A 25,658-nucleotide genomic window follows, 5' to 3' on the forward strand; every position below is an offset into this window, starting at 1 on the left:
GCCTCAAGTCAGGCAAGATCCAAGTGGCCAGCGCGGCCACTCCACGCCGGACCCCAGCACGTACACCCCACGGGGTCCAACGCACTACAAGCTTCCCCACAGTGGGGAACCGCACCGTGCACGGTGCAGCGCCGAGCGGAGGGCCCCAAGGTTGTGGCCCAATCGCTCAGCTAACACCCACTTACGAGCGCGCTAGTTTCTGCGCATACTGGTAAGACACACCCAGCAACTGCCCAATATCTCTAAACGACATGCCCTGGGCAGAAAGATCCACCGCGCACTCGCGAGCTAACCGAGTAGCCTCAGCACGCATTCGTTCAGCTTCCTTACGGCGCGCCACAGCCTCATCAACATTAGGGAACTGGCCTTCATCGACCCGCACCTGAACGTCGAGCTCATCCCCGGGAGTCCCCTCTAACAGATGAGCGGCATCGCGCACTATCTCAGGGATCTGGTCTAACCGCTTAGCCTGCGTGAATAATCCGTCAATTTCAGGCACACGCACTGCCCACCACCCCTCACAAAGAGAGGCGAACGCCGTCACTGTTCGCATTACCTATCTACCTCATTCCGAATTGATTGCGGATGGCCTGTGCTGTGGTTTCGTTTATTTCTGTGCGCCGGGGGACAACCGAGCGGCGGCTACCCATGATAACCACGGCGTGATGTGTGGTTTCCCGGATTGCCAGTTCCAGATCGTGTTGTGATGCGAACTGGCGGATCTCCTGGAGCAGGACTTTCCTTTTCGTCACACACATATTGCAACCCAAGTAGATAGAACAAGTCAAGTCTTGTGGACGGAGGGGGTGTGTTTATCGCCATGCCCCGACTATGCGGAGATATCAATTCCCACCCCACCTCGCGCTAATGTCTGAGAACACAAGCACGCGTTCGGCGAACTCAACGCACCGAAAACCACTACCCATGCCCACCAAACCCTTAGGTTCTAGGTAGCATCAAGCACTCCTTGTACGGAAGGAGTGCTCGATGGTTGTCATAGCATGGTTGACGGGAGCGTGCGCTATACCGGACCCGAGGGGTAGCGCTGTCCGCTCGACAATCCAATGACGCCGGTCTAATCGCCTGAGGCTGGATTGCGCCCGTAGCACCCAACCCGTCGGGGTGTCCATGCGTACCGGCAAGGTGTGGCGCAGCGGATGAACCTGCTCTACTGGCCGTAACGAAGCACCGTCTATCCCGACCAGAAAGGCTGGTGCCGACGATATTCTAGGTACCTCATCCTCGATGAATCGTGATCAGCAAGCGTCATGACGAAGCGGCCACCCAATGCAAGATGGCTTAGCGTCTCACTTTTCCGAAGACCACTTGGCCGAAGCCCTCGTCGCGGCGATTGGAAAAACCGGCCGATTCGACGTCTACGAAACCACGAAGCGGGATGGGACGGGCTATGCGAGGATCCCTGAGCCTGGGGCGTGCCCGTTTTGCCTCATGCTGGCTTCTCGTGGGGCGGTGTACACCAAGGACACCGTGCTGCATACATCAAGCCTGCATAAGTACCACGTTCATTGCCGGTGTCTAGGCATCGAGGTGCGGGTGGACGGGAAAGGGGATCCGGCGTTTGACCGCTTGCCGCCGGTTAACGGGCAGCTTCGCCAGTTATCGGGTTTGAACGTGTGGATTAATTCCGTCACATAAATGTATCCGGATCGTGCGGGTATGAAATAGCGAGGCACTATAGGCCATATACGGTCGGTAAAACCGCTTGCGAGTAGAAACATTGGAACAATGCTAGGGCTCCTACGTTGAGGAAACTCATAGTCAGGCGGCAATGTGTTCTCGGTGAGCCTGTCAGTACTTTCAGCTCTGCTGGGAAATCACAGTGTTGCTTGCATACGTTGTTAGTCCGCTCGATGGATGATTATTCCAGGATATTGTCGCCCAAAAAAATTGAGGAAGGCTTCGCGAAAATGTGCGGGATCGAGGTTCGGTAAAATTGCGTTCGCACCATTGATTGTATTGCGATGAATATGAATGGCTTGATATCTACCAGTATGCTTAACAATATGATTCGTGTGCGCCCGGGCCTCACTCCTTCAGTCCTTGTCGAGGTAGGAGAAAGACGGTAAGCCATTACATCCGGTTGTGACGAGCAGAGAGCGACTAATGGAGGAGCTGGACAAGCTCCCTGACGGATGGTGGGGAATCGTATCGGGCTACGTAACCCGTGCCGATGGTCGTCGTGTGTGGATGTGGCGGAAAGACGCAGGAATAGTGATTCACTACGATCTATAGCTTAGATGCGAAGCTGATCATCGATCTGACCTTGGCGCTTAGGACGTAGTTCTTGCCCGGCTAGATGGTGCCCGTCCGCTATCATCGAAGACGGAAGATGTCATCATGTCATTCGAAGCGAGACCATAAGGGAAGGGGCAGGCGATGATTACGAAGGAACAAGCATTGAAGATTTTCTGGGAAATCGCCTGGCAGCGCAAGCGCGACGGCATCATTCCCGGAACTCCTTATGTGCATCCAATTGGCCACGAGTCAGATGAGTACTTTCAGGCCCGAGTGGGTTCTAAGGAATGCACCCATGGCCAGGAAGAATGGCTTTCCCCGCCTGGAACGCCAACACCTATGGTGAATAAGAAGACGGGTGAAGTTTTGGAGCAATGGATAGGGCTATCCCCGTGTTGGGAAGTCTGTACTGAGGCTCCCGAAGTGCGTTACTATTAAATGTTAAGGCATTCCTTCCGTAAGTAGGAGATGCTTTACATCGTGTGAATATCCCCTGGAGGTAATTATTCTTCCTGGGGATTTTTCTATACCGCAAGGAAGGTGTTGTGGAATGTGTACTGTCTCCGAGCTGCACGATGGCTATACGAAGCCTGTCGTGGAAGAGGATCCTCCGAAGGACTACGAGTCGGCCATGCGTCGCCTCGAGGATGCCGTGAAGGCGAGGCGGTGGGCAGAGAAGGAAGCCGAGAGGTATCGGAAAGAGATTGAGGCTATCCAGCCGATGTTGTTTTTCGTTAACGCGGTGTGTGCAGCAGGATCGTGCATCCTCGTGGGAGAGCTGGCGAAGATTCTGCGGGGTAACAGTATGATGATTTCTCAGGAGAAGGTGTTCAGCGTTCTGCGTCAGGCGGGCTACCTTCATGACCGCCCAGGGCCTGAGTGGAACATGCCGACGAAGAAAGCAATGGATCGCGGCCTGTTGGACGTCACGGAGAATACTGCGGCTCATCCGGACGGGCATACTACGACGAATAAGACAGTGAAGGTTACCGGGAAGGGGCAGGTGTTTTTCGTTGAGTGGTTCCTATCCGGCCGGGCGCTTAAGGAGGTAGGGAATAACCGTATCGCTTAAGTAAAGACGCTCGTTTGCTGCGTCGTAATAGGTAAAACTCGCTGAGGAGGCCGGTGACGGTTCTCTTTGTTGTTCATATTGTTGTTTTGTGCCCTTGGAAGCTCTCATACTTCCCGGGGCTTTTTCTATGCCTTGGAAAAGGAGGCTTGTCATGAGTGATGAGATCATGTCGTACAACCACGCTGCTGATGCGGGGGCGTCCCCGTTCGATCAAGCGAAGCAGACTCGTCTGGATGGCAGCGAGTTCTGGTCTGCCCGGGATCTGATGCCGATGCTCGGGTATGGGGACAAGTGGCAGAACTTCCATGGGTCGATCGAGCGGGCGATGATCGCTGCTGAGGCCCAGAACTGTGATGTGAGCAGGCTTTTTACTGGCGTCAGTAAAAAGACCATGGGGCGTCCGCAGAAGGACTACGAGTTGGCTCGCTTCGCGGCGTACCTCGTTGCGATGAATGGGGACCCGAGGAAGCCTGAGATCGCCGCCGCGCAGGCGTACTTTGCGGTGCGCACCCGGGAGGCGGAGACAGCCCCGGTGTTTGATCCGACTCAGTTGACGCGGGCGGAGATCCTCCAGATCGCGTTGAACGCGGAGGAAGAGCGCTTGGCGTTGGAAGCGAAGAACAAGGAGCTTGAGCCGAAGGCCGAGTCCTATGACACGTTCATCGACGCGACGGGGAGTTACTCGGTGGGCGCCGACGCGAAGACGATCGGGTAAAACTATTACAACCTGATGACAAGCGTTGTGCGGCGGCTCGAAGAAGATGAAAAGGGTGTACGTCCAGCGCAGATTCCCTTCGGTAGTTAGCCGACGAGTGTCGTTAACGTGCTTGGCCTGTATATATACGGTTTCGTTTCGAAGCGCCCAGTGACTTTGGAGTTCAAGCGGTGGTTCACCTTCGATGTGTCCACGGCGGTCTCTCGTTGTGGTGCAAGCGGCAAGAGCGTGTAGTTTGATCGGTGTTTAGAGGCCGCGATCGACCGCGTACTTCGGCCAACGGCTCGGTCACGGCTCGGATGCCTTCAGCTTCTACCATCCGGATCAACGTGTCGGCACTCATCCCCTTTGACAAGAATGAGAACACTGGGCTCATCCCGAGGAAACCTATCTAGTAAAGGAGCAGCAGAACGCATGTTCCTGAAGACCTGGGTAAATGGTCCAGCCTGGGTGAATAATCCACAATCTCGGCGGCACGCCCGGCACACCATCCCTAGCGGAAGGTGGCGAACGCTGTCGTCACGCGCCTCATCTGTAAAACTCGGCCTTACCGGCAGTGTAAGCAGGAATTAGCGGGGTGGTGGGTTGGAAGAAGGATCTATCGTGGCCGCCAAGACATCACGTCACTGGCGAGCCAAACGGGTGTACGGGCGTCTAGGTAGCCGGCAGCATTAGGGGCCTGGCCACGGGAAACATATGCTGACCATGTACCTTTACCAACTTCACACCATGCTGCACACTGAGTTGCCGTCCAAAACTCGCGGCCATCATCGTCAAAGATTTTGAACACTATCGACTCCAGGCGAAGCGCAGAATAGCGGAGCAAGCTCCGAGGATCGGGACGATAAGGGTCCAAGCGGGATACTTTAGTAGTCGGAAGGCGATGGCAATGGAACCATAAATTCCGAGATCACGCATGAGCATGTTGTCCATTAGATCCTCTCCTATGAGCGACGAGTAGATGCGAAAAGCATTTGTGACCGTGTTGTCCGCGGTCAGCGTGTAATTGTAGCTGAATGTTATCGTACGCCAAATCTGCGAGGGTCTCAATCTCATGCTTGCTCCCCGCAGGGCCACTAGAGGATAGCGTAAAGGTGACCCTGCGTGCTTCCGAAGGGCTTCGCCTCTCGGGCACATCATAAGCCAGGCGGCTGTTAGTCCGGGACGGACTATTGAAGCCAATACGAGCAGAGACGTAGGAGACGCTACGCGAATGAGAACAAACCTGACGAATGAGCTACGAATTTGGGAAGACTTTGTAGGACGCGGTGCAAGTTAGAAGCGAGGGCGATTAGACCGAACGCGGTTTACTGCGGCATCAACCCACACCTCGCAACAAGGCCACAATGCAGGACGCAACCTCTAACCAAGGTGGTTACGCCGTGGGATGAATAGTTGCTGGTTTAGGGGAGCATGGCCAGGCCTGGTGTGTTGTAGGGCCGAATCAATGTCCTGCACCTCCTGTGGAGGACGGGGGTGGTGGTAGCCGTGGGTGCATTCGAGATCTGACCGGCAAGGGTATCGGCGCGGCACAATCAGGGAGGGTGCGATGCTGTTGCCTGAGGATTGGTCGGATCAGAAGATCGTGGACGCGGTTCGGGACACGATCGTGAACCCAGATGAATACAGACCAGCAGGAGAAAACATACCGGTACAATGAGTGCGGAAAAAGGTGGATGGAGTCGCCATAGAAGCTAAGTGGGTAGTCATCAATGGGCAGGCGAAGTTCAATTTGGTGTATCCGGTGTATGGTCCCGGGGTGGTTCGGGTAGGCTCTGCTGGTAGGCTAGAGATCGTAGCACCTCCGGAGAAAAAGGACCGGAGGTTTGTCCCAGTGAACAGAGGATAGAAAACGATGATCTACGATCAAGACAATGATCCGTATGCGAAGCTCTGGAAAGAGTTCGACCGACGCTTTTCTCACCTTCTCCCAGAGGATGACCGAGAAATGGTTCAGGGGTCCGCCAATTGCGGAGAGGAAGATGCTTCATTGCTGGAGGCCATGCTTTTATGTCACTATTACGAAATTGATTTGCCGGTGGAGTTTATTGATCGTATGCAGGGTCGATTTAGTAATGTGAAAGGTTTCGGCCGAATCCTTGATGAGATGAGAGAAAGGAGTAAGACTCCGTAGATATCCTGCCTGTCGTTCCTGCTTCGGAAGTTGTTTTACTTCCCGGGGCTTTTTCTATGCCTTGGATAAGGAGCCTAGTCTCGAGTGATGAGACCATGTCGTACAACCACGCCGCCGATGTGGGGGCGTCCCCGTTCGATCAGATCAAGAAGACTCGCACGGATGGCAGTGAGTTCTGGTCTACCCGCGATTTGATGCCGATGCTCGGGCATGGTTCCTGTTGTTAGGGGATCGACTGAAAAGACCCCCATCCAGAGCCCCGCGCGGGAACCTCCACAACCGAGCCGCATCATCCCCATCACCGCCCTCCCTGTTCTCCCGGGTGCTCGCGTCGATTCCAGTAATGAATTTCATACAGTGTTTCTCGCTCCTTAACCTTGGCAGCACCTCGCGCAGATAGATCAAGGTGCATGTCGAAAGTGTCAAAGGAGCGAGAAGCTCAGGACAAGGGTCGGGCATCATTGCCGCGGCACGAAGGTGATCATCAACCCCACGAAGCATTGTCTGCAGGAGGCCCACTGCGTTCTTCGGCAGATATAGCAGCGAGCCCCAGCTCCGCGCCGAGTACGGCGCCGCGGTGGCTGATTATTGCGGCGGTGGTCGTCGTCGCCCTTGTGGTTCTGACGTGGACAGAGCAGTCGCTGTCGGAGCGCTTAGCCGACCAGGGGAGCGTGTATGGGACGATCTTCCAGACGTTTGGGCAGTTCCCGCCGGCGTTGGTGTCGTGTTCTGGGTTGTTGATGATTTCGGTGGCGGTGTGGCGGCTCGTCGGGGAAGGGGGTGGGCTGCATAAGGTGGCGCTGTCGCTGTTCTCGATCCTTCTGGGGCTGGCGGCGTTCCTCCGCGCGCTCGCGTGGACAACGAAGGCGACCAACTACATCCGCTCGTGGCGGGCGAATGCGGCGGCGGGGCTTCCCATCGGCAAGCCGGGGGAGAAGGAAGGCGCAGAGGATTGGGCGCTTTTTGCGCCGCGATTCTTTGTGGCGCTTGCGATCTTTGTGGTCCTGTTGATTATCGTGCGGGTTGTGGTCGCGCGGGCGAGCCGCGAGCAACTGACGTCGATCATTGTTGCCGGGCTCGTGGCTGTGAGCGTGCTGTGGGCGGCGGAGGGGCTCGTCGACGGCATGAAGGACGCATGGGGCCGCTTCCGCCCCTATGAGGTTGCCGACGGCAAGGGCGCCTTCACGACGTGGCTGCAGATTAACTTCCCGAACGGGCATAAGTCTTTCCCCTCCGGGCACACGAAGTCTGGAACCATGCTCGCAGGGCTGGCGATTCTTTTCCTGCCTTTCTCCAAGAAAGCCGCGCGGATTGCGCTGTGGGTCGGCGCGATATATGGCGTGCTCATGGGGCTCAGCCGTGTCCTTGTTGCCGCGCATTACCCGACGGATACCGTCGCCAGTTTCGGCATGACGTTCGGCCTTATCGCGGCCGCGTATGTGCTCATGCAGCGGCTGCTGCCGTATCTGGGAGGCGGCGCACGGGCGACGACGCGCCCCGCAGAATAACAAGAACGCGCTTGAGGAAATTCACTGAGAGTTTCCTTGGCGGTCACCGTGTTGACCATGAACGCGACGTACAACGAGGGCATGTCGAACACTGTGTTACATGGTCGTCAGAAGGTGGCGGAACCACAACCGAGTTCCGCGCGCCGCTGGCTGATTGTTGCCGCTATTGTCATTGTCCTGCTGATTGTGTTGACGTGGACGGAACGCTCCATTTCCGAGAACATCGCTGATCAGGGCAGCGTTTTCGGAACGTTCTTCCAAACATTTGGTGAGTTCCCGCCCGTTATCGTGGCGTGCTCCGCGACCCTCATGATTATCGCCGCCGTGCACCGCCTCCTCGGTGAGGGAAGCGGCTTGCACAAGCTGGCGCTGGCGCTCTTCTCGATCCTGCTGGCTCTCGCGGGATTCCTCGCCGTGCTGGACTGGGCCGGCCAGATGATGTCCTACCTCCGCAGCTGGCAGGATAACGCCGCGAAAGGCCTCCCCATTGGGCAGGCCAATAATGATTCCTCCTCGACGGAGGGCTGGTCCAACTTCGCGCCGGGATTCTTCGTCGCGATCATCATCTTTATTGTGCTGGCGATCGTCGTCGTCACCCTCGTTAATAAGCTCAGCGAGGAGCAGTTGGCAGCCGTGATCATTGCCGGTCTCGTGGCGCTGTGCGTGGTGTGGGCGGCGCATGAAATCAACACGGGGATGAAATCCACCTGGGGCCGCTTCCGCCCCTACGAGGTGGCGGCCGGCAAGGGCGAGTTCACCACGTGGCTGCAGATTAACTTCCCCAACGGTCACCGCTCCTTCCCCTCTGGTCACACTGAGGAGGGGACCATGATGGCGGGCATCGCCATCCTGCTCCTCCCGTTCAGCAAGAAGGCGGCGAAGATCATGATGTGGGTCGGCGCCATCTATGGCATTCTCATGGGCCTGAGCCGTGTGCTCGTGGCCGCTCACTACCCGACGGACACCGTCGCGAGCTTCGGCCTCACTTTCGGGCTGATCGCAGCGGGCTATGTTCTCATCCAGCGGCTGCAGCCGCGGGTGGATGCCTTCATGGCTCAGCGCCCCCGGGGTGGCCTTGCTGAGGACACCCAACACCCTCAGCCCACGCACTAGCCTGGAGGCTATGCATGATGCGGTGGTAATTGGCGCGGGACAGTCGGGATTGGCTGTCTCGCGTTACCTCGTTCAGAGGGGGATTGAGCACATCGTGCTCGATGCGAACGGCGCACCCGGGGGAGCGTGGCAACACGCGTGGCCTTCGTTGCGGCTCTTTTCCCCGGGCGAGGCGTCTTCGCTGCCGGGCATGCTCATACCCCAGCTGGGGGAGGATTATCCGTCCCGAGCGGAGGTCATTGATTATCTCCGCAGCTACGAGCAGCGCTATGCGCTTCCTGTTCAGCGTCCCGTGCGGGTGCAACAGGTCCGGCCCGCCCGCCCTTCCAGCGCTCTCGGATTCCAGCTGGATGTGTCGTCGGGTCCGGCGCTCACGGCGCGCACGGTGGTGTCCGCGACGGGCACGTGGTCCGCGCCTTTTGTTCCTTATTATCCGGGCCGTTTCTCTTTTACAGGCCGGCAGATTCATTCGGCGCAGTACGCGGGCCCGGAGGAGTGGCGGGGGTTGAGGGTCGGCGTGGTGGGGGCGGCGAACTCCGCGGCTCAGATCGCGGCGGAGTTGGCCCTCGACGGCGAGGACATCCACCTCCACTGGTTCACAGCACACCCGCCGCGCTGGCTTGCCGACGACGTCGACGGCCGTGACCTCTTCGTCCGCGCCACCCAGCGCCTTCGCGAGCAGCACGGAGACATGCAGGACGCCGAGCCCTCGCGCACCCTGCACGGTGACATCGTCATGGTTCCCCCGGTTAGGGAGGCCCGCGACCGCGGCCTGCTCACAGCAGAGCCGGTCTTCGACAGGATCGTGGAGAGCGGCGTCGAACGCGATGGGAAGATCATTGGGCTCGATACCCTCGTCTGGGCCACGGGCTTCCGCCCAGCGCTGGGGCACCTGGCGGGGTGGGGGATCCGGCCCGGGGAGGGGGCCATTCGCCCGCTGCCAGGAGAGGAATCCCCGTGGGCGACGAGGTCCGCGGTGCACCCTGGTCTCTTCCTCGTCGGCTATGGGGACTGGACAGGGGCGGCGTCGGCGACACTCGTCGGGGTGGGTCGAACAGCCCGGTGGACGGCGCGGGCCATCGAACGGACGCTGCACGACGCGCACCCGCCCAGCGTGTAGTCTGTACCCCATGGACAAACCCGTGGTCAGAGACGCAGCACTCCTCGTTTTTCGAGCTGTGCTCGGGCTGATTTTCATCGTGCATGGTTGGAATAAGCTCATGATCACGGGAATCACGAAGACAACGGGGCAATTCTCCGCGTGGGGGGTTCCTCAGCCCAAGCTGTCGGCGTGGGTCGCAGGTCTTGCAGAGACCCTGGGCGGCGCCATGCTCGTGGTGGGGATTCTTACTACCTTCATCGCGGGGGCCTTGGCTCTGCTCATGGCGGCGGCCATCTACTTCGTCCACCTGGGGGCGGCGGGTGTGGCTGACCTCGGGACCGTGGGGGGAAACAACGTGGAGTTTCCGCTTCTCCTTCTGGTGGGCCTCATTCTCATCGTCGTGTTCGGGCCCGGGCGGGCCAGCGTGGATGGGGTGCTCGCGCGTGCTTGATTGCGAGCAAATCCAGGCGGCCATCTCCGCGCGTCTCGACGGCGAGCCCACCGGCATCCCCGAGGACGTGATCGACGCCCACATCGCCGGCTGCCCGGAGTGCCGCGCCTACCAGGAGAGCATCGTGATGTTCGACGCCAGCCTGAAGCGCAGCCAGCCTTCGCCCGCCGCCCACGGCCCGCGCAAGGACTTGGCGGATGTCATCCTCGCCGATGCCGAGCCGCACCTGCGGCGCCGGGCGGCGTCCCGGGCGTTGGGCCTCGCGCTCACCCGCACGGCGCTGTGCGTGCTGGCCGCCCTCTACGTGGTGTGGGCCGTGGTGCTGCTCGTCCATGCGGCGGACATCCCAGTGGCGGAGACCGCCGCTGGCGCGGGGGCCGAGGCCGGGCGCGGAGCGGAAGTGACGTTCATGGTGGAGGCCGCGGCGGTGCGCATCGCCTTGGCCTCAGGGCTTCTCTTCGGGGCGTGGTGGCCGCGCTTGGTGGCCGGAATGCTGCCCATGATGGGGACGTATTTCATGTTCACGGCTGGTATCACCATGCGGGACCTCATCCTCGGCAGCGCGAGCCACGAGCAGTGGATTCACCTGCTCATGTTGCTGCTGAGCCTCGCCGTGCTGCTGTGGAGCTGGCTCAATAACTATGGGATCGACGCCTTCCGCCGCTACTGGGGGACCCTGGGCTCAGGCAGCACCTCAGGCCCCTAAGCCGCACCCTGTGGGGCGCGCTGGGGTGGCGTCGTCGAGAGCACTCGGGGGCAGGGCTTATTGCCAGCTGGGGAGCCAGAGCAGGGACTGGTACCAGGATTCGGAGACCCAGTAGCCGAAGAGGATCGGGGAGAAATAGAGGAACATCGCGATGACGAGCGCGAGATAGAGCGCCGTGATCAGGCCGCCGGTGGTGAGGTACATGGGGTAGCGCTGCTGCGGAGAGGGGTAGGATGCAGCGAGCACCCGCCCCCATGTCGCGATCCTTCCGCCGGCGAGGGCGAGGAGGCAGATCGTGAAGGGTACCAGCGGCGCAGCATAGAAGAAGTACATCTGCCGGTCATAGGAGGCCAGCCACGGCAGGAACCCCGCCGCGAAGCCGACCAGCGGCAGCAGATAGACAAGCCGCCGGCGAAGCACCAGGCGCCACAGCGCCCACAGGATGACCGGCACCGTGAGCCACCAGATGGCCGGGGTGCCAAAAAGATAGATCGCGTGGTGGCAGCCGTGGCGGGAGATCCAGCAGCGGTCGGACGTCGAGGAGGAATACAACACCGGGCGCGCGGCCACCAACCACGACCACGGCTTGGAGTCCCAGGGGTGGGAGTGCCCGGAGGAGCTCGTCAGCGAGCTGTGGAACTTCAACACGGAGAAGTGGTAATAGAGCCAGGAGCCCAGGGCGTGAGGCAGGTGGGAGAGGGGAGAGGAGGAATCGATGGTCCCGTCCTCCATCGCGTGGCGATACACCGATGTCTCCCGCGAGAACCACGCGCGCCAACTCCACAGGTAGAGCGCCCCCGGCAGCACCGCGAGCGAGGCAATCGCCGCCGGAGCATCGCGCAGAAGCATGCTCTGTACGGGCTTTCGCACCCCCGCCCGGCGCCGTAGATAGGCGTCCATCCCCACGCTGAACAGCCCGAAAAACACGATGTAATAGAGCCCCGACCACTTCACCGAGAGCGCCAGCCCCAGAAACACGCCGGCGGTGAAGCGCCACCAGCGATAGCCCAGGCGCGGACCTCGCTCCGGCCAGTCCGCAGGTGACGACGCCCGCAGCCGCGCCGCACACTGCCGCACATCCCGGGCCAAGGCCCACGCCGCCGCCACGATGAAGAAGACCTGGAAGCCGTCGAGAAGGCCGAAGCGGGCCGTGATGAGCAGGACGCCATCGCACGTGGCCAGGACACCGGCCATGATGGCCACAGCGCCCGAGGCGGAGAGCTGCCTGGCCAGCGCCATGATCATGAACACAGTGGCGCAGCCGAAGAGCGCGACCATGACGCGCCAGCCCATCGGGGTGTAGCCAAACACCATCTCGCCGAGAGCGATGAGCTGCTTCCCCAGCGGCGGGTGGACGACCAGCCCGTACCCGGGGTTGGACTCGATGCCGCCCAGCACGATGTCGCGCTGGGATTCCACCATGTCCCAGGCTTGGGGGACGTAGTGCTTCTCGTCGAAAATGGGGGTGCCGGCGGAGCTCACCTGGGCAAGCCCGAAAAAGCGCGTGGCGATCGCCGCGAGCGCGATCACCAGCGTGCACACCCATTCGGCGCGCCCGCGCCGGGGCACGGGCCCCAGCTGGAGGGGGCGTGGTGGTGCGGCTAAACGTGTCACGCGGGTTATGGTACCTATCCGGCAGAAGGCATGACGCGTGGCACACTAAGAAGCATGGCTGAGCTTCCACATGGTGTCATCATTGCGGCAACTCCTCTGGGAAACATTGAGGATGCCTCTCCGCGGCTTGCCCGCGCCCTCGAGCAGGCGCAGGTCATAGCGTCGGAGGACACGCGGCGCACGCGGACGCTGGCGGCGGCACTCGGGGTGGAGATCCGGGGGAGCGTGGTTTCCAACTTCGACCACAATGAGGACTCCCGCCTGCCCCAGCTCCTCGACGCCGCGCGGGCGGGGTCAGTGCTTGTGGTCACGGATGCGGGGATGCCCATCGTCTCGGATCCGGGGCTGGCGCTCGTCGATGCCGCGCACGAGGCCGGCATTCCCGTGAGCTGCATCCCCGGCCCCTCTGCGGTGCCGACGGCCCTCGCGCTGAGCGGGCTGGGCGTCGGGAAGTTCTGCTTCGAAGGTTTTGCGCCGCGGAAGCAGGGGGCGCGCCGGGAGTGGTTGGAATCGCTTGCGAAGGAGGAGCGAGCGGTGTGCTTCTTCGAGTCCCCGCACCGGCTGGCGGATACCCTCGCGCAGGCGGTAGAGGTCCTGGGAGCGGAGCGTCGCGTCGCGGTGTGCCGGGAGCTCACCAAGATGCATGAGGAGGTTCGACGCGGACCGCTCGGGGAGGTGAGCGAGTGGGCCTCCGCGGACCCGGTGCGCGGGGAGATCACGGTGGTGCTCGATGGGGCGAAGCCTCAGGCCGCCGATGCGGAGGACCTGGTGCCCGCGGTGGAGGAGCGGGTGGCCGCAGGGGAGCGACTCAAGGCGGCGTGCAAGGCGATCGCGAAGGAACACGGGGCGTCCACGCGGGAGCTCTACGAGGCAGTGCTGGCTGCGCGAGAGGTGTGATGTTCGATAAGTTTTTGGGGGAAAACGCCAGGACCAGCATTTTTTCACTTGCCTTCCGCTAGTGATCTCCACCATGGTGGGCAGCATGGCTACAAGTGAAGAGAGAGAAGAACGAGTAGAACGAGTAGAGCGCACAGTAGATGAAGAATTGACCTCCTATTCCGCCACCGAGCAGCTGGCCAGCATGCTGAGGAGCGGCCCCGTGGAAGCCACCACGGAGGAGGAGGTTGTCCTTCAATCGGATTCTGAGGATAAGAGCGTGAATTGGCCGGTGGTGGCGCCGGCGGCATTGATTTCTATCGCCATCGTCATTTGGGGTTTGGCCGGGGGATCGAGCTTCGCGGACTTCGCGGCGGCCGCGCTGGACTTCGTCGTGGGGAACTTCGGCTGGGCTTTCGTCCTCTTCGGGACGATCTTCGTCGTGTTCATCATCGTCATCGCGATGTCCAAGTTTGGCGCGATCAAGCTGGGCAAGGACGACGAGGGCCCCGAGTTCAACACGGTGTCCTGGATCTCCATGATGTTCGCGGCGGGCATGGGCATTGGCCTCATGTTCTACGGGGCCTCCGAGCCGCTGTCCTATTATCGCGACGGCATCCCCGGGCACTCCCCGATGGAGGTGGGAACCTCCATGTCGACGGCCCTCTTCCACTGGACCCTCCACCCCTGGGCGGTCTACGCGATCGTCGGCCTGGCGATCGCCTACTCCACCTACCGGGTGGGGCGTCCGCAGCTCATCTCCTCCGCTTTCGTCCCCCTCATTGGTGAGAAGGGTGCGAAGGGCGTCATCGGGAAGATCGTGGACATTCTCTCGATCATCGCGACGGTCTTCGGTACCGCCTGCTCCCTGGGCCTTGGCGCCCTGCAGATCGGCGCGGGCCTGCGGGCCGCGGGGATCGTGAAGGATCCCTCCACGTGGCTCATCATCGGGATTGTCTCTGTCCTCACGCTGGCCTTCATCCTCTCCACGCTGAGCGGTGTGGCTCGTGGCGTGCAGTATCTCTCCAACGCCAACATGATTCTCGCAGCTCTCATCGCGATCTTCGTGTTTGTGCTGGGGCCGACGGTCTCCATCCTCAACCTCATCCCGGGCTCCATCGGGGCGTACCTCTCGAACTTCTTCGAGATGGCCGGCCGCACGGCCGCGTCCGCGAATGGCACCGCCGGGGAGTGGCTGAGCACCTGGACCATCTTCTACTGGGCCTGGTGGATTTCCTGGAGCCCCTTCGTCGGCATGTTCATCGCCCGTATCTCTCGGGGCCGCACCATCCGCGAGTTCTGCCTGGGCGTTCTCCTGGCGCCGACGGGTGTCTCGGTCGTGTGGTTCGCGATCTTCGGTGGCACCGCGATCACCCTCGAGCAGCAGGGCCACTCCATCTGGGGCGACGGCTCCGCTGAGAGCCAGCTCTTCGACCTCCTCCACACCCTGCCGGGCGGGCTCATCGTTGGTTTCGTCGCGATGATCCTCCTCGCCACCTTCTTCATCACCTCGGCGGATTCCGCCTCGACGGTGATGGGTTCGCTCTCCCAGCATGGGCGAGCGAACGCGACCCCGTGGGTGTCCGCTATCTGGGGCATTCTCACCGCGCTCATCGGGCTCACCCTGCTGGTGTCCGGGGGCAATGAGGCCCTCAGCAACCTGCAGAACGTCACGATCATCGCGGCGAGCCCCTTCCTCATCGTCGTCTTCGCCCTGATGTTTGCCATCGTGAAGGACTTGCGCAACGACGTCATCTATATGGACTACCGCGAGCAGCAGCGCTTCGCCGCGAAGCTGGCCCGCGAGCGCCGTCTGCACACCGAGCGTGTGCGCCGCGAGGAGCTGCGCCGCCGGAGGAACGAGCGCCTGCAGCGAGGTGGCCGTCGGCCCGAGGGCGCCTAGGGCCACCGCCGGCTCGGGAGCGTGATCGGGGCGAGGCTGGTGATGGTCTCGCCCTGGTCATCGGATAGGGTAGGACCATGCCCAAATCTGTGCTCGTTAACGTTGCTTGGCCCTATGCCAACGGGCCCCGTCACATCGGCCATGTCGCCGGCTTCGGTGTTCCCTCGGACGTGTTCGCCCGGTACCAGCGAATGTCCGGTGCGAACGTGCTCATGGTCTCCGGGACGGATGAGCACGGAACTCCGCTGCTGGTCCAGGCGGATAAGGAGGGGGTGTCCGTCAAGGAGTTGGCGGATCGCTACAACCGGCAGATCGTGGAGGACCTCGCCGGCCTCGGCCTCTCCTATGACCTCTTCACGCGGACGACCACGCGCAACCACTACGCCGTCGTTCAGGAGCTCTTCCGTGGGCTCTATGAGAACGGCTACATGATTAAGCAGGTCACCAAGGGTGCGGTGTCCCCGTCCACGGGCCGGACGCTCCCGGACCGCTACATCGAGGGCACCTGTCCCATCTGTGGCGCCCCGGGCGCCCGCGGCGACCAGTGCGATAACTGCGGCAACCAGCTGGACCCGGCGGACCTCATCAACCCGGTGAGCAAGATCAACGGGGAGACCCCAGAGTTCCGCGACACGGAGCACTTCCTCCTCGATCTCCCGGCGCTCGCCGGGGCGCTGGGGGACTGGCTGCGGACCCGCGAGTCCTGGCGCCCCAACGTGCTGAAGTTCTCCCTCAACCTGCTGGAGGACCTGCGCCCCCGCGCGATGAGTCGCGATATTGACTGGGGTATCCCCATCCCCGTCGAGGGCTGGGAGGAGAACAACGCGAAGAAGCTCTATGTGTGGTTTGATGCCGTCGTCGGCTATCTGTCTGCCTCCATGGAGTGGGCCTACCGTTCCGGTGACCCCGAGGCGTGGCGGGAATTCTGGACCAACCCCGAGGTGCCGTCCTACTACTTCATGGGCAAGGACAACATCACCTTCCACTCCCAGATTTGGCCCGCTGAGCTGCTCGGTTATGCCGGCCTGGGGGCGAAGGGCGGGGAGGCCGGGGAGCTGGGCACCCTCAATCTCCCGACGGAGGTCGTGTCCTCGGAGTTCCTCACGATGTCCGGCTCCAAGTTCTCCTCCTCCAAGGGCGTGGTCATCTATGTGAAGGGCTTCCTCAAGGAGTTCGGGCCGGACCCGCTGCGCTACTTCATCGCGGTGGCGGGGCCGGAGACCACCGACACGGACTTCACGTGGGACGAGTTTGTCCGTCGCGTCAACAACGAGCTGGCCAATGGCTGGGGCAACCTCGTGAACCGGACGGTCTCCATGGCGTATAAGAACTTCAAGGAGGTCCCGCAGCCCGGCGAGCTGCTCGAGGCGGACACCGCGCTGCTCTCCCTCGCGGAGGAGACCTTCGAGACGGTGGGCTCGGCCATCGGGGCCTCCAAGTTCCGCCAGGGTATCAACGCCGCGATGCGGCTGGTCGGCGAGGCGAACGCCTACCTCGCCGAGCAGGAGCCGTGGAAGCTCGCGAAGGATGAGTCCCAGCGCGAGCGCCTCGCCACCGTCCTGTGGACCGCCCTCCAGGTAGTTTCGGACTGCAATGTGGTGCTCACCCCCTACATCCCGCACATCGCCCAGCAGGTGCACGAGACCCTCGGGCGCGAGGGTGTGTGGGCCGCGAAGCCGCAGATCGTGGAGGTCACCGACGAGTCTCCGCGGACCCCGATCGGCGTCGGTCTGCCCGAGGAAGGGCAAACCTACCCGGTCATCATGGGTGAGTACGACGCACAGCAGGCCGTGTGGCAGCGCGTCGACGTCGAGCCCGGTACGCCGCTGAAGAAGCCGAAGCCGTTGGTCTCCAAGCTCGACCCGGACCTGGCCGTCACGGGCCCGGAGTGGGCGCCCGTGCAGCCCAGCGCCTAGAGCAGCCCTCGCTCATTTCACCAGCACCCCTGGAGCCGCGTCGCAGACGGACGCCGGCGCCAGCGGGTGCTCCGTCGTTGGAGAGACGGATTGTGCCATTGTCGTTTGCCTTTGAAGGAGGATGAAGGATTGTCCACATGTCGCGTAGGCGTCATTCCCGCTAGCTTGGCCTTTCTGGCGGTATTCACCGCGGCGCTCAATCTGCGCGCGGGGATCGCGTCCCTCGGCCCGGTCCTCGCCGACATGCTGGGTGCGCTGGGGGCATCAGGGACGTGGGCCGGTGTGCTCACCGCCATGCCCGGTATGTTCTTCGCCATCATGGGGGTGCTGGCGGTACCGATCGCCATGCGGGTCGGCGTGAGCCGCACCCTCACGGCGGGCATGGTGCTCACCCTGGCGGGGCTGGCGCTGAGGCCTTTTGTCGGCTCGATCGCGCTCTTCCTGCCGCTCACCGCGCTGGTGGTCAGCGGCATTGCGCTGTCGAATGTCCTGCTCCCTGCGTGGATTAAGGCCCACGGCGGCCGGCATGTCGTGATCCTCATGACCATTTACGGCGCTGTGCTGGGGCTTTCCGGTGCCCTGGGGCCGCTCAGTGCCCTCGTGGCGCAGTGGCAGGGGGCCCTTTTGGTGTGGGCGCTGCCGGCGGTGGTGCAGCTCCTCGTGTGGATTGTGGTGCTGCGGCACGCGGGTGTCGACATCCCCGATCACGGGGCGGGGTCCGGGGATGTGCAGTCCGCGGCCGATTCCGCCAGTGGTTCCGCGGCGGCGGGGGCGTCGTCGAACGCGAAGGCCTCCCTGTGGTCCTCGCCGACGGCCGTCTTCCTCATGATCTTCTTCGGCCTCCAATCGATGACCGCATACACCCAGATGGGGTGGATGCCCCAGATGCTCACCGATGCCGGAGTGAGCTCCCACACGGCGAGTATCGCGATCGCCCTCGTCGGCGCGATGAATGTCATCGGCGGCCTTGTCATGCCGACGATCATCGACCGCGCCCGTAGCCTCGCCCCCTTCCCCGTGGCCTTCGGTGTGCTCACGGTCCTCGGTTATCTGGGGATTCTGTTGGGTGCCTCGGCGGCCCCGCTGCTGTGGGCTTTTCTCCTGGGTATTGGTGGTTTTTGCTTCCCGACGGCGCTCGCCCTCATCCCGGCGCGCTCCCGTAGTCCGTTGGTGACGGCGCGGCTCTCGGGCTTCGTGCAGCCGGTGGGTTATGTTATCGCGGCGGTCGGTCCTTTCCTCGTGGGGGTGGCCTATCAGTATGCGGGCGAGTGGACGGGGATCCTGTGGGCGCTGATTGTGTGCGCGGTTCTCATGGGGCTGGTGGGGCTTCGGGCGTCGCGCTCGGTGTTCATCGACGATGAGTTGGGTGCCGTTCCGTACGCTGGGAGTGGTGATTGATTTTGAGGGCGTCTCCAAGCGGTTCGGCTCCACCCAGGCGGTAGAGGATTTCACCTTTCGGGTGCCGTCGCGAAGTTGTGCCGCGTTGGTGGGTTCCTCGGGCTGCGGGAAGACGACGCTCCTGCGGATGGTGAACCGGATGGTGACGCCCGATCGGGGTCGGGTCCTCATCGATGGTGAGGATGTGGCCCAGCAGGACCCGGTTGCGCTGCGTCGCAGCATTGGATATGTGATCCAGGGTGGGGGTTTGTTGCCGCATCGCACGGTGATCGACAACGCGGCGACGGTAGGGTATCTCCTTCGCTGGGATAAAAGGAAGGCTCGACGGCGGGCGGCCGAGTTGCTGGACATCGTGGGCTTGGACTCGTCGGTGGGGCGTCGATACCCGGGGGAGCTCTCGGGCGGGCAGCAGCAGCGGGTGGGGATTGCGCGGGCGCTGCTGAGCGATCCGGAAATTCTTCTCATGGATGAGCCGCTGGGCGCGGTGGATCCTATCGTCCGCTATGAGCTGCAGCAGCAGTTGGCCGCGCTGCAGGAGAATCTGGGGAAGACGATTGTGCTGGTCACCCACGACATGGCGGAGGCGTTCTTCCTTGCGGATCGGGTGGTGGTGCTGGATACGGGGGCGCGGATTGCGCAGGTGGGGACCCCGGAGGTGATCCGCTCGGCGCCGGAGTCGGAGTTTGTGGAGAAGATGATTCGCAGTGTCAGCGGTGATGCGCTGTGACGTGGCTACGGAATAACACAGAGTATTTCTGGACGGTAGTGGGCAGCCATGTGGGGATCATTATCCTGCCGATCCTGCTGAGCGTGCTGGTGGCCGTGCCCCTGGGGTGGGTGGCCTCCCGTTCTGCGCGCTGGGGCGGGCTGATCGCGCAGCTGTGCCAGCTGGTGTACGTGGTCCCGATTCTCGCGATGATGGTGCTTTTCCCGGCGCTCGTCGGTCTGCCGCTGCGTTCCCCTTGGACACTGAGCGCTGTTCTCACGGTATATGGCGTTGCGCTCCTCGTGCGTACGGCAATGGAGGCCTTCCACTCCGTGCCCTCCGAGCAGGTGGAGGTGGCCCGGGCCTGTGGCTATTCGCGCTGGCAGAGAGTGTGGGGCGTGCATGTGCCGCTGGCGGCCCCGGTGGTGGTGTCGGGCGTGAGGATTGTGGCAATGTCGACGATCGCGATGGCCTCCATGGGTGCCGTGGTGGGAATCCCGAGCTTGGGGAGCCTCCTCACCGATGGCTTCCAACGGGGTCTCCTGGGAGAGGTGATGGTGGGCATCGTGTCGATCATGCTTCTTGCCCTCCTCGTCGATGGGCTCATCATGGTGGGAAGCCGCTTGCTCTTCCCCTGGGCGAGGGGGCGTCACGGGGGTGCACAATGACCTATCTTCTCGAGGCACTCCGCCTGCTTGGCACGGGTGAGTTCTGGTGGGGGCCCGGCGGCTGCGGTGTGCGGCTGGTCGAGCACATCGGCGTGAGCCTTCTTGCGGTGTTCATCGCGGCTCTCGTGGGCATTCCGCTGGGGATCCTTGCTGCGCACCTCCCTGGGGCGACGGCCGTCGTCGGCGGCCTCGTGGGTGCGATGCGAGCGCTGCCGATCCTTGGCCTCGTGGTGGTGGCAGGTCTCATCTTCGGCGTGGGGCTGGTTGCGCCCATCGTGGTTCTTGTCATTTTGGCGGTGCCCTCGCTGGTGACGGCCGGATCCGCGGCGGTCCTTGCCACACCGGAGGACATCCGCGACGCGGCCACGGCGGTGGGTTTTTCGAGGTTGCAGGTGGTTCTCCAGGTCATTGTCCCCCACAGTGCGGGGGTTCTTTGGGCGGGCGTGCGCACCGCCCTCGTGCAGGTGGTGGCGACGGGAACCCTTGCGGCATATACCTCACCTGTGGGCCTTGGTGCCCCGATCTTCCTCGGGCTGAAGACCAGGGATTACCCGCTTATGGTGGCCGCGGCGTGCCTCGTCATGCTCGTGACGTGGGTACTCGACGCCCTGGCGGGCATCGCTCAGAGGAGGTTGTCGTGAAAAGTTGTCGACGGGCGCTTGGCGCCCTCATGGCCGCCGTGATGCTCATGAACGTGGCAGGATGCGCGTCGGATAATCCCTTTTCTTCCAGGGTGGGGGAGGACGGGAGTATCGTCGTCGGATCGCAGGATTACTACTCCAATGAGATTATTGCGGAGATCATCGCCCAATCCCTCGAGCGTGAGGGGGTGGACGTCGCACGGGATATGCGCATCGGGCAGCGGGAGGCCTATCTGCCGGATGTGGAGTCCGGTGCGATAGATGTCATGCCGGAATACACGGGAAACCTTGTGCGCTATTGGGATGAGGCCGCACCGCTGGGCACAGCGGAGGAGGTCTATGAGGAGCTGCGCGCTGCAGCGCCCCCGGGGATTGGCATCGGGCCCCAGGCGGAGGCGGCGGATGAAGACGTCTACGTGATGCCCGAGGAAAAGGCGGCACAGCAGGGGATTGAGAGCCTCGAGGACCTCGCCGCGCCGGGGAAGACGCGGGGGCGGGCATGGCGGCTCGGCGGCCCGTATGAGCTCTCCACGAGGGACTATGGCCCGGAGGGCCTTCGCCGGGTCTACGGCGTCGACGCTGAATTCTCCCCGCTGGAGGACGCCGGTGGCCCGCTCACGGTGAAGGCGCTCCGTGACGGCACGGTGGATATGGCGCGGATGTCGTCGAGCTCCCCGGCGATCGAGGAGAACCACCTGCGGATTCTCTCTGATCCCCGTCACCTGCTGCCGCCGTCACACGTGGTTCCTCTCCTATCTGATCGAGTGGATCCGCAGGCCCGCGCTATCATTGCCCGCGTGATGAGCCGTTTGGGGCGAGATGACCTGGTGGCTCTCAATAAGGCCAGCGTGGCGGAGCAGAAGTCCGCCGCGACTATCGCCCACGAATGGCTGGATGGCGCCATCCCATAGACTGCTTCATATGTCGAAGAAGAAGCCTCGTCCGATTCCGCAGCCCGCCCGCACCCTTCCCGGCCTCGTGGATGCGCACACGCATCTGGCGGCGACGGCCTCCTTCCGCGCCCCGGCCGGTCCGACGAGCGTGGCGGGCCTCGTTGAGCGCGCTGCCGAGGCCGGGGTGGAGCGGATCTGCACCGTCGGCGATGGCCTCGAGGAGGCGCGGGAGGCGCTCGAGATCGCGAAGGCCCAGCCCCAGGTGTGGGCGGCGTGCGCGATCCACCCGACCCGCGCGCACGAGCTCACCGCGGCGGCCAAGGAGGAGCTCCGCGCGCTCATCGAGCATCCGCGCTGCGTCGCGGTGGGGGAGACGGGGCTCGACGCCTACTGGGTGCAGCACGAGCCGGAGAGCACCGCCACGATGGAGCAGCAGGAAGAGGCTCTGCGCTGGCATATCGATGAGGCCGTGCGCACGGGCAAGGCGCTCATGATCCACAATCGCGATGCGGATGAGGACCTCCTCCGCATTCTCGACGACGCCCCCACGCCGCGCGAGACCATCCTCCACTGCTTCTCCTCGCCGCTGGAGGTGGCGCGGGAGGCGATCGACCGGGGGTATGTCCTCAGCTTCTGCGGAAATGTCACGTTCCCCCGGAATGAGGAGCTGCGGGAGGCTGCCCGGATCGTTCCGGCGGGGCAGTACTTGGTGGAGACGGATGCCCCGTATCTCACCCCGGCGCCCTATCGGGGGACGCGGAATGAGCCGGCGTTTGTGGGGCACACGGCCCTGTGCGTCGCCGAGGCGCGAGGGGCAGATGTGGAGAATGTGATTCAGGAGGTTTCTGAGACCTTCACCAGGGTATATGGGCTGGACAGCTAGCGATTGTTACCGTACTGTTATTGAACGATGACCGTAGGTTCCCCGCCCTCTCCGGCGGGGAGAACTCAAACGTGAGGAAGAAGTTCAGGGCATGGGTGGAGCTCGTCATATCAAGCGAATCAACTCGTCGGCTTCGGTGCCGTTGAGGCTCGCGACGGGAGGGGTGCTCGGCACCGTTTTGCTGGGCGGCGCCGTCGTTGCCACGCAGCAGAAGAGCATCACCATCGACGCCGATGGCCAGGACATCTCCCTCGTCACCCTCTCGAAGGACGTCCAGGGCGCGCTGGACTCGGCCGGCGTGCAGGTGGGCGAGGAGGACTTCGTCTCCCCGGCACCCAGCCAGACCCTCACCCGTGACCAGCACATCACCGTTCGGACTCTCAAGCAGGTGTCCGTCGTCGTCGATGGCGTTCCCACCACCGTGAAGTCCACCGCCCTCACCGTGGAGGACCTCCTCGAGCAGGTCCCGGGCTTCGTCCCCGGTTCGCAGGTGTCCGCCGACCCGGAGGCCCGCGCCGATGACGGCATGAAACTCGAGGTCACCAAGCCGAAGTTCGTCAATATTAACGACGGCGGCAAGATGGTGCGCACCTGGGTGGCGGCCAAGACCGTGGGCGATGCCCTGGAGGAGCGCGGCATCGAGCTGGGTAAGGAAGACCAGCTCAAGACGGATCCGAACACTCCGCTGCGCAACAACCTGGACATCACGATCGACCGCGTGAGCACCGAGGAGAAGACGGACACCGAGGACATCGAGGCTCCCAAGGAGTACAGCGATGACCCCGAGCTCCCGCGCGGCGAGGAGAAAGTCCTGGAGGAAGGCACTCCCGGGAAGAAGGAAGTCACCCGGCGCATCGTCACGGTCAACGGGAAGCAGACCGAGGTGACCGTCCTCAACGAGAAGGAGCTGAAGGCCCCCACCCCGGCCAAGGTGGCCCGCGGGACGAAGGCCACTGCCCCGGCCGTGGCCAACGGCTCGGTGTGGGATTCCATCGCCCAGTGTGAGGCGGGCGGCAATTGGGCGACCAACACCGGGAACGGTTATGCTGGTGGCTTGCAATTTAGTCCTTCGACTTGGCTGGCCTATGGCGGCGGCGAGTACGCGGCCACCGCCGACCAGGCAAGCCGGGAGCAGCAGATCGCTGTGGCGGAGAAGGTCCAGGCAGCTCAGGGTTGGGGTGCGTGGCCGGCGTGTACCGCCAAGCTCGGTATTCGATGAAAGGTTCCTGATGGCACAGGCCCAGCTCCTTGGCCCGGTCGATATTCGGAGGCTCGCTGATGAGCTCGACATCCGCCCCACCAAGAAGCTGGGCCAAAACTTTGTCCATGACCCCAACACGGTGCGCCGAATCGTCGCCGCGGCGGAGCTGGGGGAGAAGGAACACGTCGTGGAGGTGGGCCCGGGGCTGGGCTCCCTCACCCTCGGGCTCCTTGACGTCGCAGAGTGCGTGACCGCAGTGGAAATCGACCCCCGACTGGCCGGCAAGCTCGGAGAAACCGTCGCGGAATTCGCCCCCGAGCGGCGCGATGCCCTCCGCATCCTCTGCGCCGATGCGCTCACCCTCCGCCCGGAGGAGGTGGGGGAGCCGACGGCGCTCGTCGCCAACCTGCCCTATAACGTGTCGGTGCCAGTGCTCCTGCACTTCCTGGCGATTTTCCCCAGCATCCGGCGCGTGCTCGTCATGGTGCAGGCCGAGGTCGCTGATCGGCTCTCCGCCGCGCCGGGCTCTCGCATCTACGGGGTCCCGAGCGTCAAAGCCTCCTTCTACGGGGATGTGCGGCGCGCGGGGGCCATCGGGAAGAACGTCTTTTGGCCCGCCCCGAACATTGACTCCGGCCTCGTCCGTATTGACTGCTTCGACGCCCACACCGCCCCCTGGGACCTCGGGGAGACCACGCGCTCCCGGGTGTTCCCCCTCGTGGACGCAGCTTTTGCTCAGCGTCGGAAGACTCTCCGTGCGGCCTTGAGCAAGCACTTCGGCTCGGGGGCGCGCGCGGAGGCCGTTCTGCGGGCGGCGGGCGTCGAGCCCACCGTGCGCGGGGAAAAGCTCGAGGTGGCGGACTTCCTGCGCATCGCTGACGCGGCGGAGGTGGCGGAATGACGCTGCGCGCCGAAGCACACGCCAAGGTAAACCTCCACCTGGGGGTTGGGCCCCTGCGCGAGGACGGCTTCCACGAGCTCCTCACGGTGTTTCAGTCCCTCAGCCTGCGCTCGGTGGTGGAACTCCACTCCTCACCGCGGGAGGATTCCCCGGGGCCGGACACGGCGGTGAGCTCCCTCGAGGTCACGGGGCTGTCAGCGCGGATGGTGCCGACAGATAGCTCCAACCTGGCGTGGCGGGCCGTCGACGCCGTGGCCAGGGCGGTGGGCGTGGAGCCCTCGGATCTTCCGGAGTCCGCGCGGCTGCGCATCCAGAAGGGGATCCCGGTGGCCGGAGGCATGGCCGGCGGATCGGCCGACGCTGCCGCCGCGCTCCTCCTCGCCCGCGAGTGGCTGAGCGAGAGCTGCGGGGCCCCGCGCCTGGATGACCACGCCCTTGAGGAGCTCGCCGCGGAGCTCGGCTCCGATGTACCCTTCACGCTGCGCGGCGGGACCATGCTGGGGCGCGGGCGCGGTGAGAAGCTCACCCCGGTGCTCAGCCGGGGACCGTGGTGGTGGGTGCTGGCGCTCGCCGATGGCGGGCTCTCCACCCCCGTTGCCTTCCGCAAACTCGATGATCTTCGGGCTGCGGGCAATCTTCCTGAACCCGCGCTGGACAGCAGCGCCGTGGTGCAGGCCCTGGCCAGCGGGGATCCCCGCCGCCTTGCCGAGGCCATCCACAATGACCTCGAGCCTGCGGCGCTGAGCGTGCGCCCGGATCTGCGTCGGACCCTTCACTGCGGGGCGGAATCGGGGGCCCTGGCGGGGATCGTCTCCGGCTCGGGCCCGACGTGCGCCTTCCTCTGCTCCGACGAGGCCCACGCCCAGGCCGTGGCGGCCGACATCGCCGATGCCGGCGTGGCCCGGCTGACCCTCGTCGCGAGCGCCCCATCTGGCGGGGCCGCGCTCCTGCCGGCAGACGCGGACTAGGGCGAGGGCGCCGGCCGCCCCGGACCACCCCGC

At 63.4% G+C, this 25,658-nt stretch carries 24 protein-coding genes; 22 read left to right on the forward strand and 2 right to left on the reverse strand.

All coding sequences use genetic code 11. The annotated features are described in order from the left end of the window. Nucleotides 1-181 precede the first annotated feature (181 nt). Nucleotides 182-499 carry a transcriptional regulator gene (locus L1O03_RS06210; protein WP_236118585.1) on the reverse strand — a complete coding sequence of 106 codons (318 nt, stop codon included), beginning with the start codon at nt 497-499 and terminating at the stop codon, nt 182-184. A gap of 788 nt (nt 500-1,287) precedes the next feature. Between L1O03_RS06210 and L1O03_RS11675 the strand changes: the two genes are divergently transcribed. From L1O03_RS11675 to L1O03_RS06255, 10 genes are all read left to right on the forward strand, one after another. Then, nucleotides 1,288-1,656 carry a VG15 protein gene (locus tag L1O03_RS11675; protein ID WP_476695960.1) on the forward strand — a complete coding sequence of 123 codons (369 nt, stop codon included), beginning with the start codon at nt 1,288-1,290 and terminating at the stop codon, nt 1,654-1,656. 741 nt (nt 1,657-2,397) lie between these two features. Further along, the gene (locus L1O03_RS06215; RefSeq protein ID WP_236118586.1) at nt 2,398-2,694 is read left to right on the forward strand and encodes a hypothetical protein; all 297 of its coding nucleotides are present in this window, start codon (nt 2,398-2,400) and stop codon (nt 2,692-2,694) included. A gap of 112 nt (nt 2,695-2,806) precedes the next feature. Then, nucleotides 2,807-3,328 (forward strand): phage antirepressor KilAC domain-containing protein, encoded by a 522-nt coding sequence (locus tag L1O03_RS06220; protein WP_236118587.1) that lies wholly within the window; start codon nt 2,807-2,809, stop codon nt 3,326-3,328. 151 nt (nt 3,329-3,479) lie between these two features. Continuing rightward, entirely contained in the window at nt 3,480-4,043 is a 564-nt protein-coding gene (locus tag L1O03_RS06225; RefSeq protein WP_236118588.1) for a hypothetical protein, read from the forward strand. Nucleotides 4,044-5,898: 1,855 nt separating this feature from the next. Further along, the gene (locus L1O03_RS06230; protein WP_236118589.1) at nt 5,899-6,177 is read left to right on the forward strand and encodes a hypothetical protein; all 279 of its coding nucleotides are present in this window, start codon (nt 5,899-5,901) and stop codon (nt 6,175-6,177) included. Between the two features lie 596 nt (nt 6,178-6,773). Further along, entirely contained in the window at nt 6,774-7,685 is a 912-nt protein-coding gene (locus L1O03_RS06235) for a phosphatase PAP2 family protein (RefSeq protein ID WP_236118590.1), read from the forward strand. A gap of 57 nt (nt 7,686-7,742) precedes the next feature. Further along, nucleotides 7,743-8,798: a phosphatase PAP2 family protein gene (locus L1O03_RS06240; protein WP_236118591.1), complete on the forward strand. Its 1,056-nt coding sequence runs from the start codon at nt 7,743-7,745 to the stop codon at nt 8,796-8,798. A 10-nt stretch (nt 8,799-8,808) separates the two neighbouring features. Then, the gene (locus L1O03_RS06245; protein ID WP_236118592.1) at nt 8,809-9,918 is read left to right on the forward strand and encodes an NAD(P)-binding domain-containing protein; all 1,110 of its coding nucleotides are present in this window, start codon (nt 8,809-8,811) and stop codon (nt 9,916-9,918) included. Between the two features lie 10 nt (nt 9,919-9,928). After that, complete coding sequence (locus tag L1O03_RS06250; protein ID WP_236118593.1) at nt 9,929-10,351, forward strand: DoxX family protein; 423 nt, start codon at nt 9,929-9,931, stop codon at nt 10,349-10,351. After that, a complete protein-coding gene (locus L1O03_RS06255) occupies nt 10,344-11,057 on the forward strand; it encodes a zf-HC2 domain-containing protein (RefSeq protein WP_236118594.1) in 714 nt (237 codons plus the stop codon). Before L1O03_RS06250 ends, L1O03_RS06255 begins: the two co-directional genes overlap by 8 nt. A gap of 57 nt (nt 11,058-11,114) precedes the next feature. Here the strand turns inward: L1O03_RS06255 and L1O03_RS06260 are convergent, their stop codons facing one another. After that, a complete protein-coding gene (locus L1O03_RS06260; RefSeq protein ID WP_236118595.1) occupies nt 11,115-12,671 on the reverse strand; it encodes a dolichyl-phosphate-mannose--protein mannosyltransferase in 1,557 nt (518 codons plus the stop codon). A gap of 54 nt (nt 12,672-12,725) precedes the next feature. Between L1O03_RS06260 and rsmI the strand changes: the two genes are divergently transcribed. The 12 genes from rsmI to L1O03_RS06320 all read left to right on the forward strand — a co-directional run bounded on the left by rsmI (nt 12,726) and on the right by L1O03_RS06320 (nt 25,625). Further along, nucleotides 12,726-13,568, forward strand: coding sequence for a 16S rRNA (cytidine(1402)-2'-O)-methyltransferase (gene rsmI / locus L1O03_RS06265; protein WP_236118596.1), 843 nt, complete (start codon nt 12,726-12,728; stop codon nt 13,566-13,568). An 85-nt stretch (nt 13,569-13,653) separates the two neighbouring features. Then, entirely contained in the window at nt 13,654-15,450 is a 1,797-nt protein-coding gene (locus L1O03_RS06270; protein ID WP_236118597.1) for a BCCT family transporter, read from the forward strand. A 77-nt stretch (nt 15,451-15,527) separates the two neighbouring features. Continuing rightward, a complete protein-coding gene (gene metG, locus L1O03_RS06275; RefSeq protein WP_236118598.1) occupies nt 15,528-17,366 on the forward strand; it encodes a methionine--tRNA ligase in 1,839 nt (612 codons plus the stop codon). Between the two features lie 165 nt (nt 17,367-17,531). Next, nucleotides 17,532-18,764, forward strand: coding sequence for an MFS transporter (locus tag L1O03_RS06280; RefSeq protein ID WP_236118599.1), 1,233 nt, complete (start codon nt 17,532-17,534; stop codon nt 18,762-18,764). Continuing rightward, nucleotides 18,757-19,491, forward strand: a complete 735-nt coding sequence (locus L1O03_RS06285) for an ABC transporter ATP-binding protein (RefSeq protein WP_236118600.1) — start codon at nt 18,757-18,759, stop codon at nt 19,489-19,491. Before L1O03_RS06280 ends, L1O03_RS06285 begins: the two co-directional genes overlap by 8 nt. 38 nt (nt 19,492-19,529) lie before the next feature. Continuing rightward, nucleotides 19,530-20,138, forward strand: coding sequence for an ABC transporter permease (locus L1O03_RS06290; RefSeq protein ID WP_236118601.1), 609 nt, complete (start codon nt 19,530-19,532; stop codon nt 20,136-20,138). Beyond that, a complete protein-coding gene (locus L1O03_RS06295) occupies nt 20,135-20,779 on the forward strand; it encodes an ABC transporter permease (protein ID WP_236118602.1) in 645 nt (214 codons plus the stop codon). The genes L1O03_RS06290 and L1O03_RS06295 overlap by 4 nt, the downstream gene beginning before the upstream one ends. Next, the gene (locus tag L1O03_RS06300) at nt 20,776-21,690 is read left to right on the forward strand and encodes an ABC transporter substrate-binding protein (protein WP_236118603.1); all 915 of its coding nucleotides are present in this window, start codon (nt 20,776-20,778) and stop codon (nt 21,688-21,690) included. The genes L1O03_RS06295 and L1O03_RS06300 overlap by 4 nt, the downstream gene beginning before the upstream one ends. Before the next feature lie 10 nt (nt 21,691-21,700). Continuing rightward, the gene (locus L1O03_RS06305; protein ID WP_236118604.1) at nt 21,701-22,555 is read left to right on the forward strand and encodes a TatD family hydrolase; all 855 of its coding nucleotides are present in this window, start codon (nt 21,701-21,703) and stop codon (nt 22,553-22,555) included. A gap of 91 nt (nt 22,556-22,646) precedes the next feature. Further along, nucleotides 22,647-23,774, forward strand: coding sequence for a resuscitation-promoting factor (locus tag L1O03_RS06310; RefSeq protein WP_236118605.1), 1,128 nt, complete (start codon nt 22,647-22,649; stop codon nt 23,772-23,774). Nucleotides 23,775-23,784: 10 nt separating this feature from the next. Then, nucleotides 23,785-24,657 carry a 16S rRNA (adenine(1518)-N(6)/adenine(1519)-N(6))-dimethyltransferase RsmA gene (gene rsmA, locus L1O03_RS06315; protein WP_236118606.1) on the forward strand — a complete coding sequence of 291 codons (873 nt, stop codon included), beginning with the start codon at nt 23,785-23,787 and terminating at the stop codon, nt 24,655-24,657. Beyond that, complete coding sequence (locus L1O03_RS06320) at nt 24,654-25,625, forward strand: 4-(cytidine 5'-diphospho)-2-C-methyl-D-erythritol kinase (RefSeq protein ID WP_236118607.1); 972 nt, start codon at nt 24,654-24,656, stop codon at nt 25,623-25,625. The genes rsmA and L1O03_RS06320 overlap by 4 nt, the downstream gene beginning before the upstream one ends. Nucleotides 25,626-25,658 lie beyond the last annotated feature (33 nt).

This window comes from Corynebacterium uropygiale, assembly GCF_021568315.1.
GTDB classification, from domain to species: domain Bacteria; phylum Actinomycetota; class Actinomycetes; order Mycobacteriales; family Mycobacteriaceae; genus Corynebacterium; species Corynebacterium uropygiale.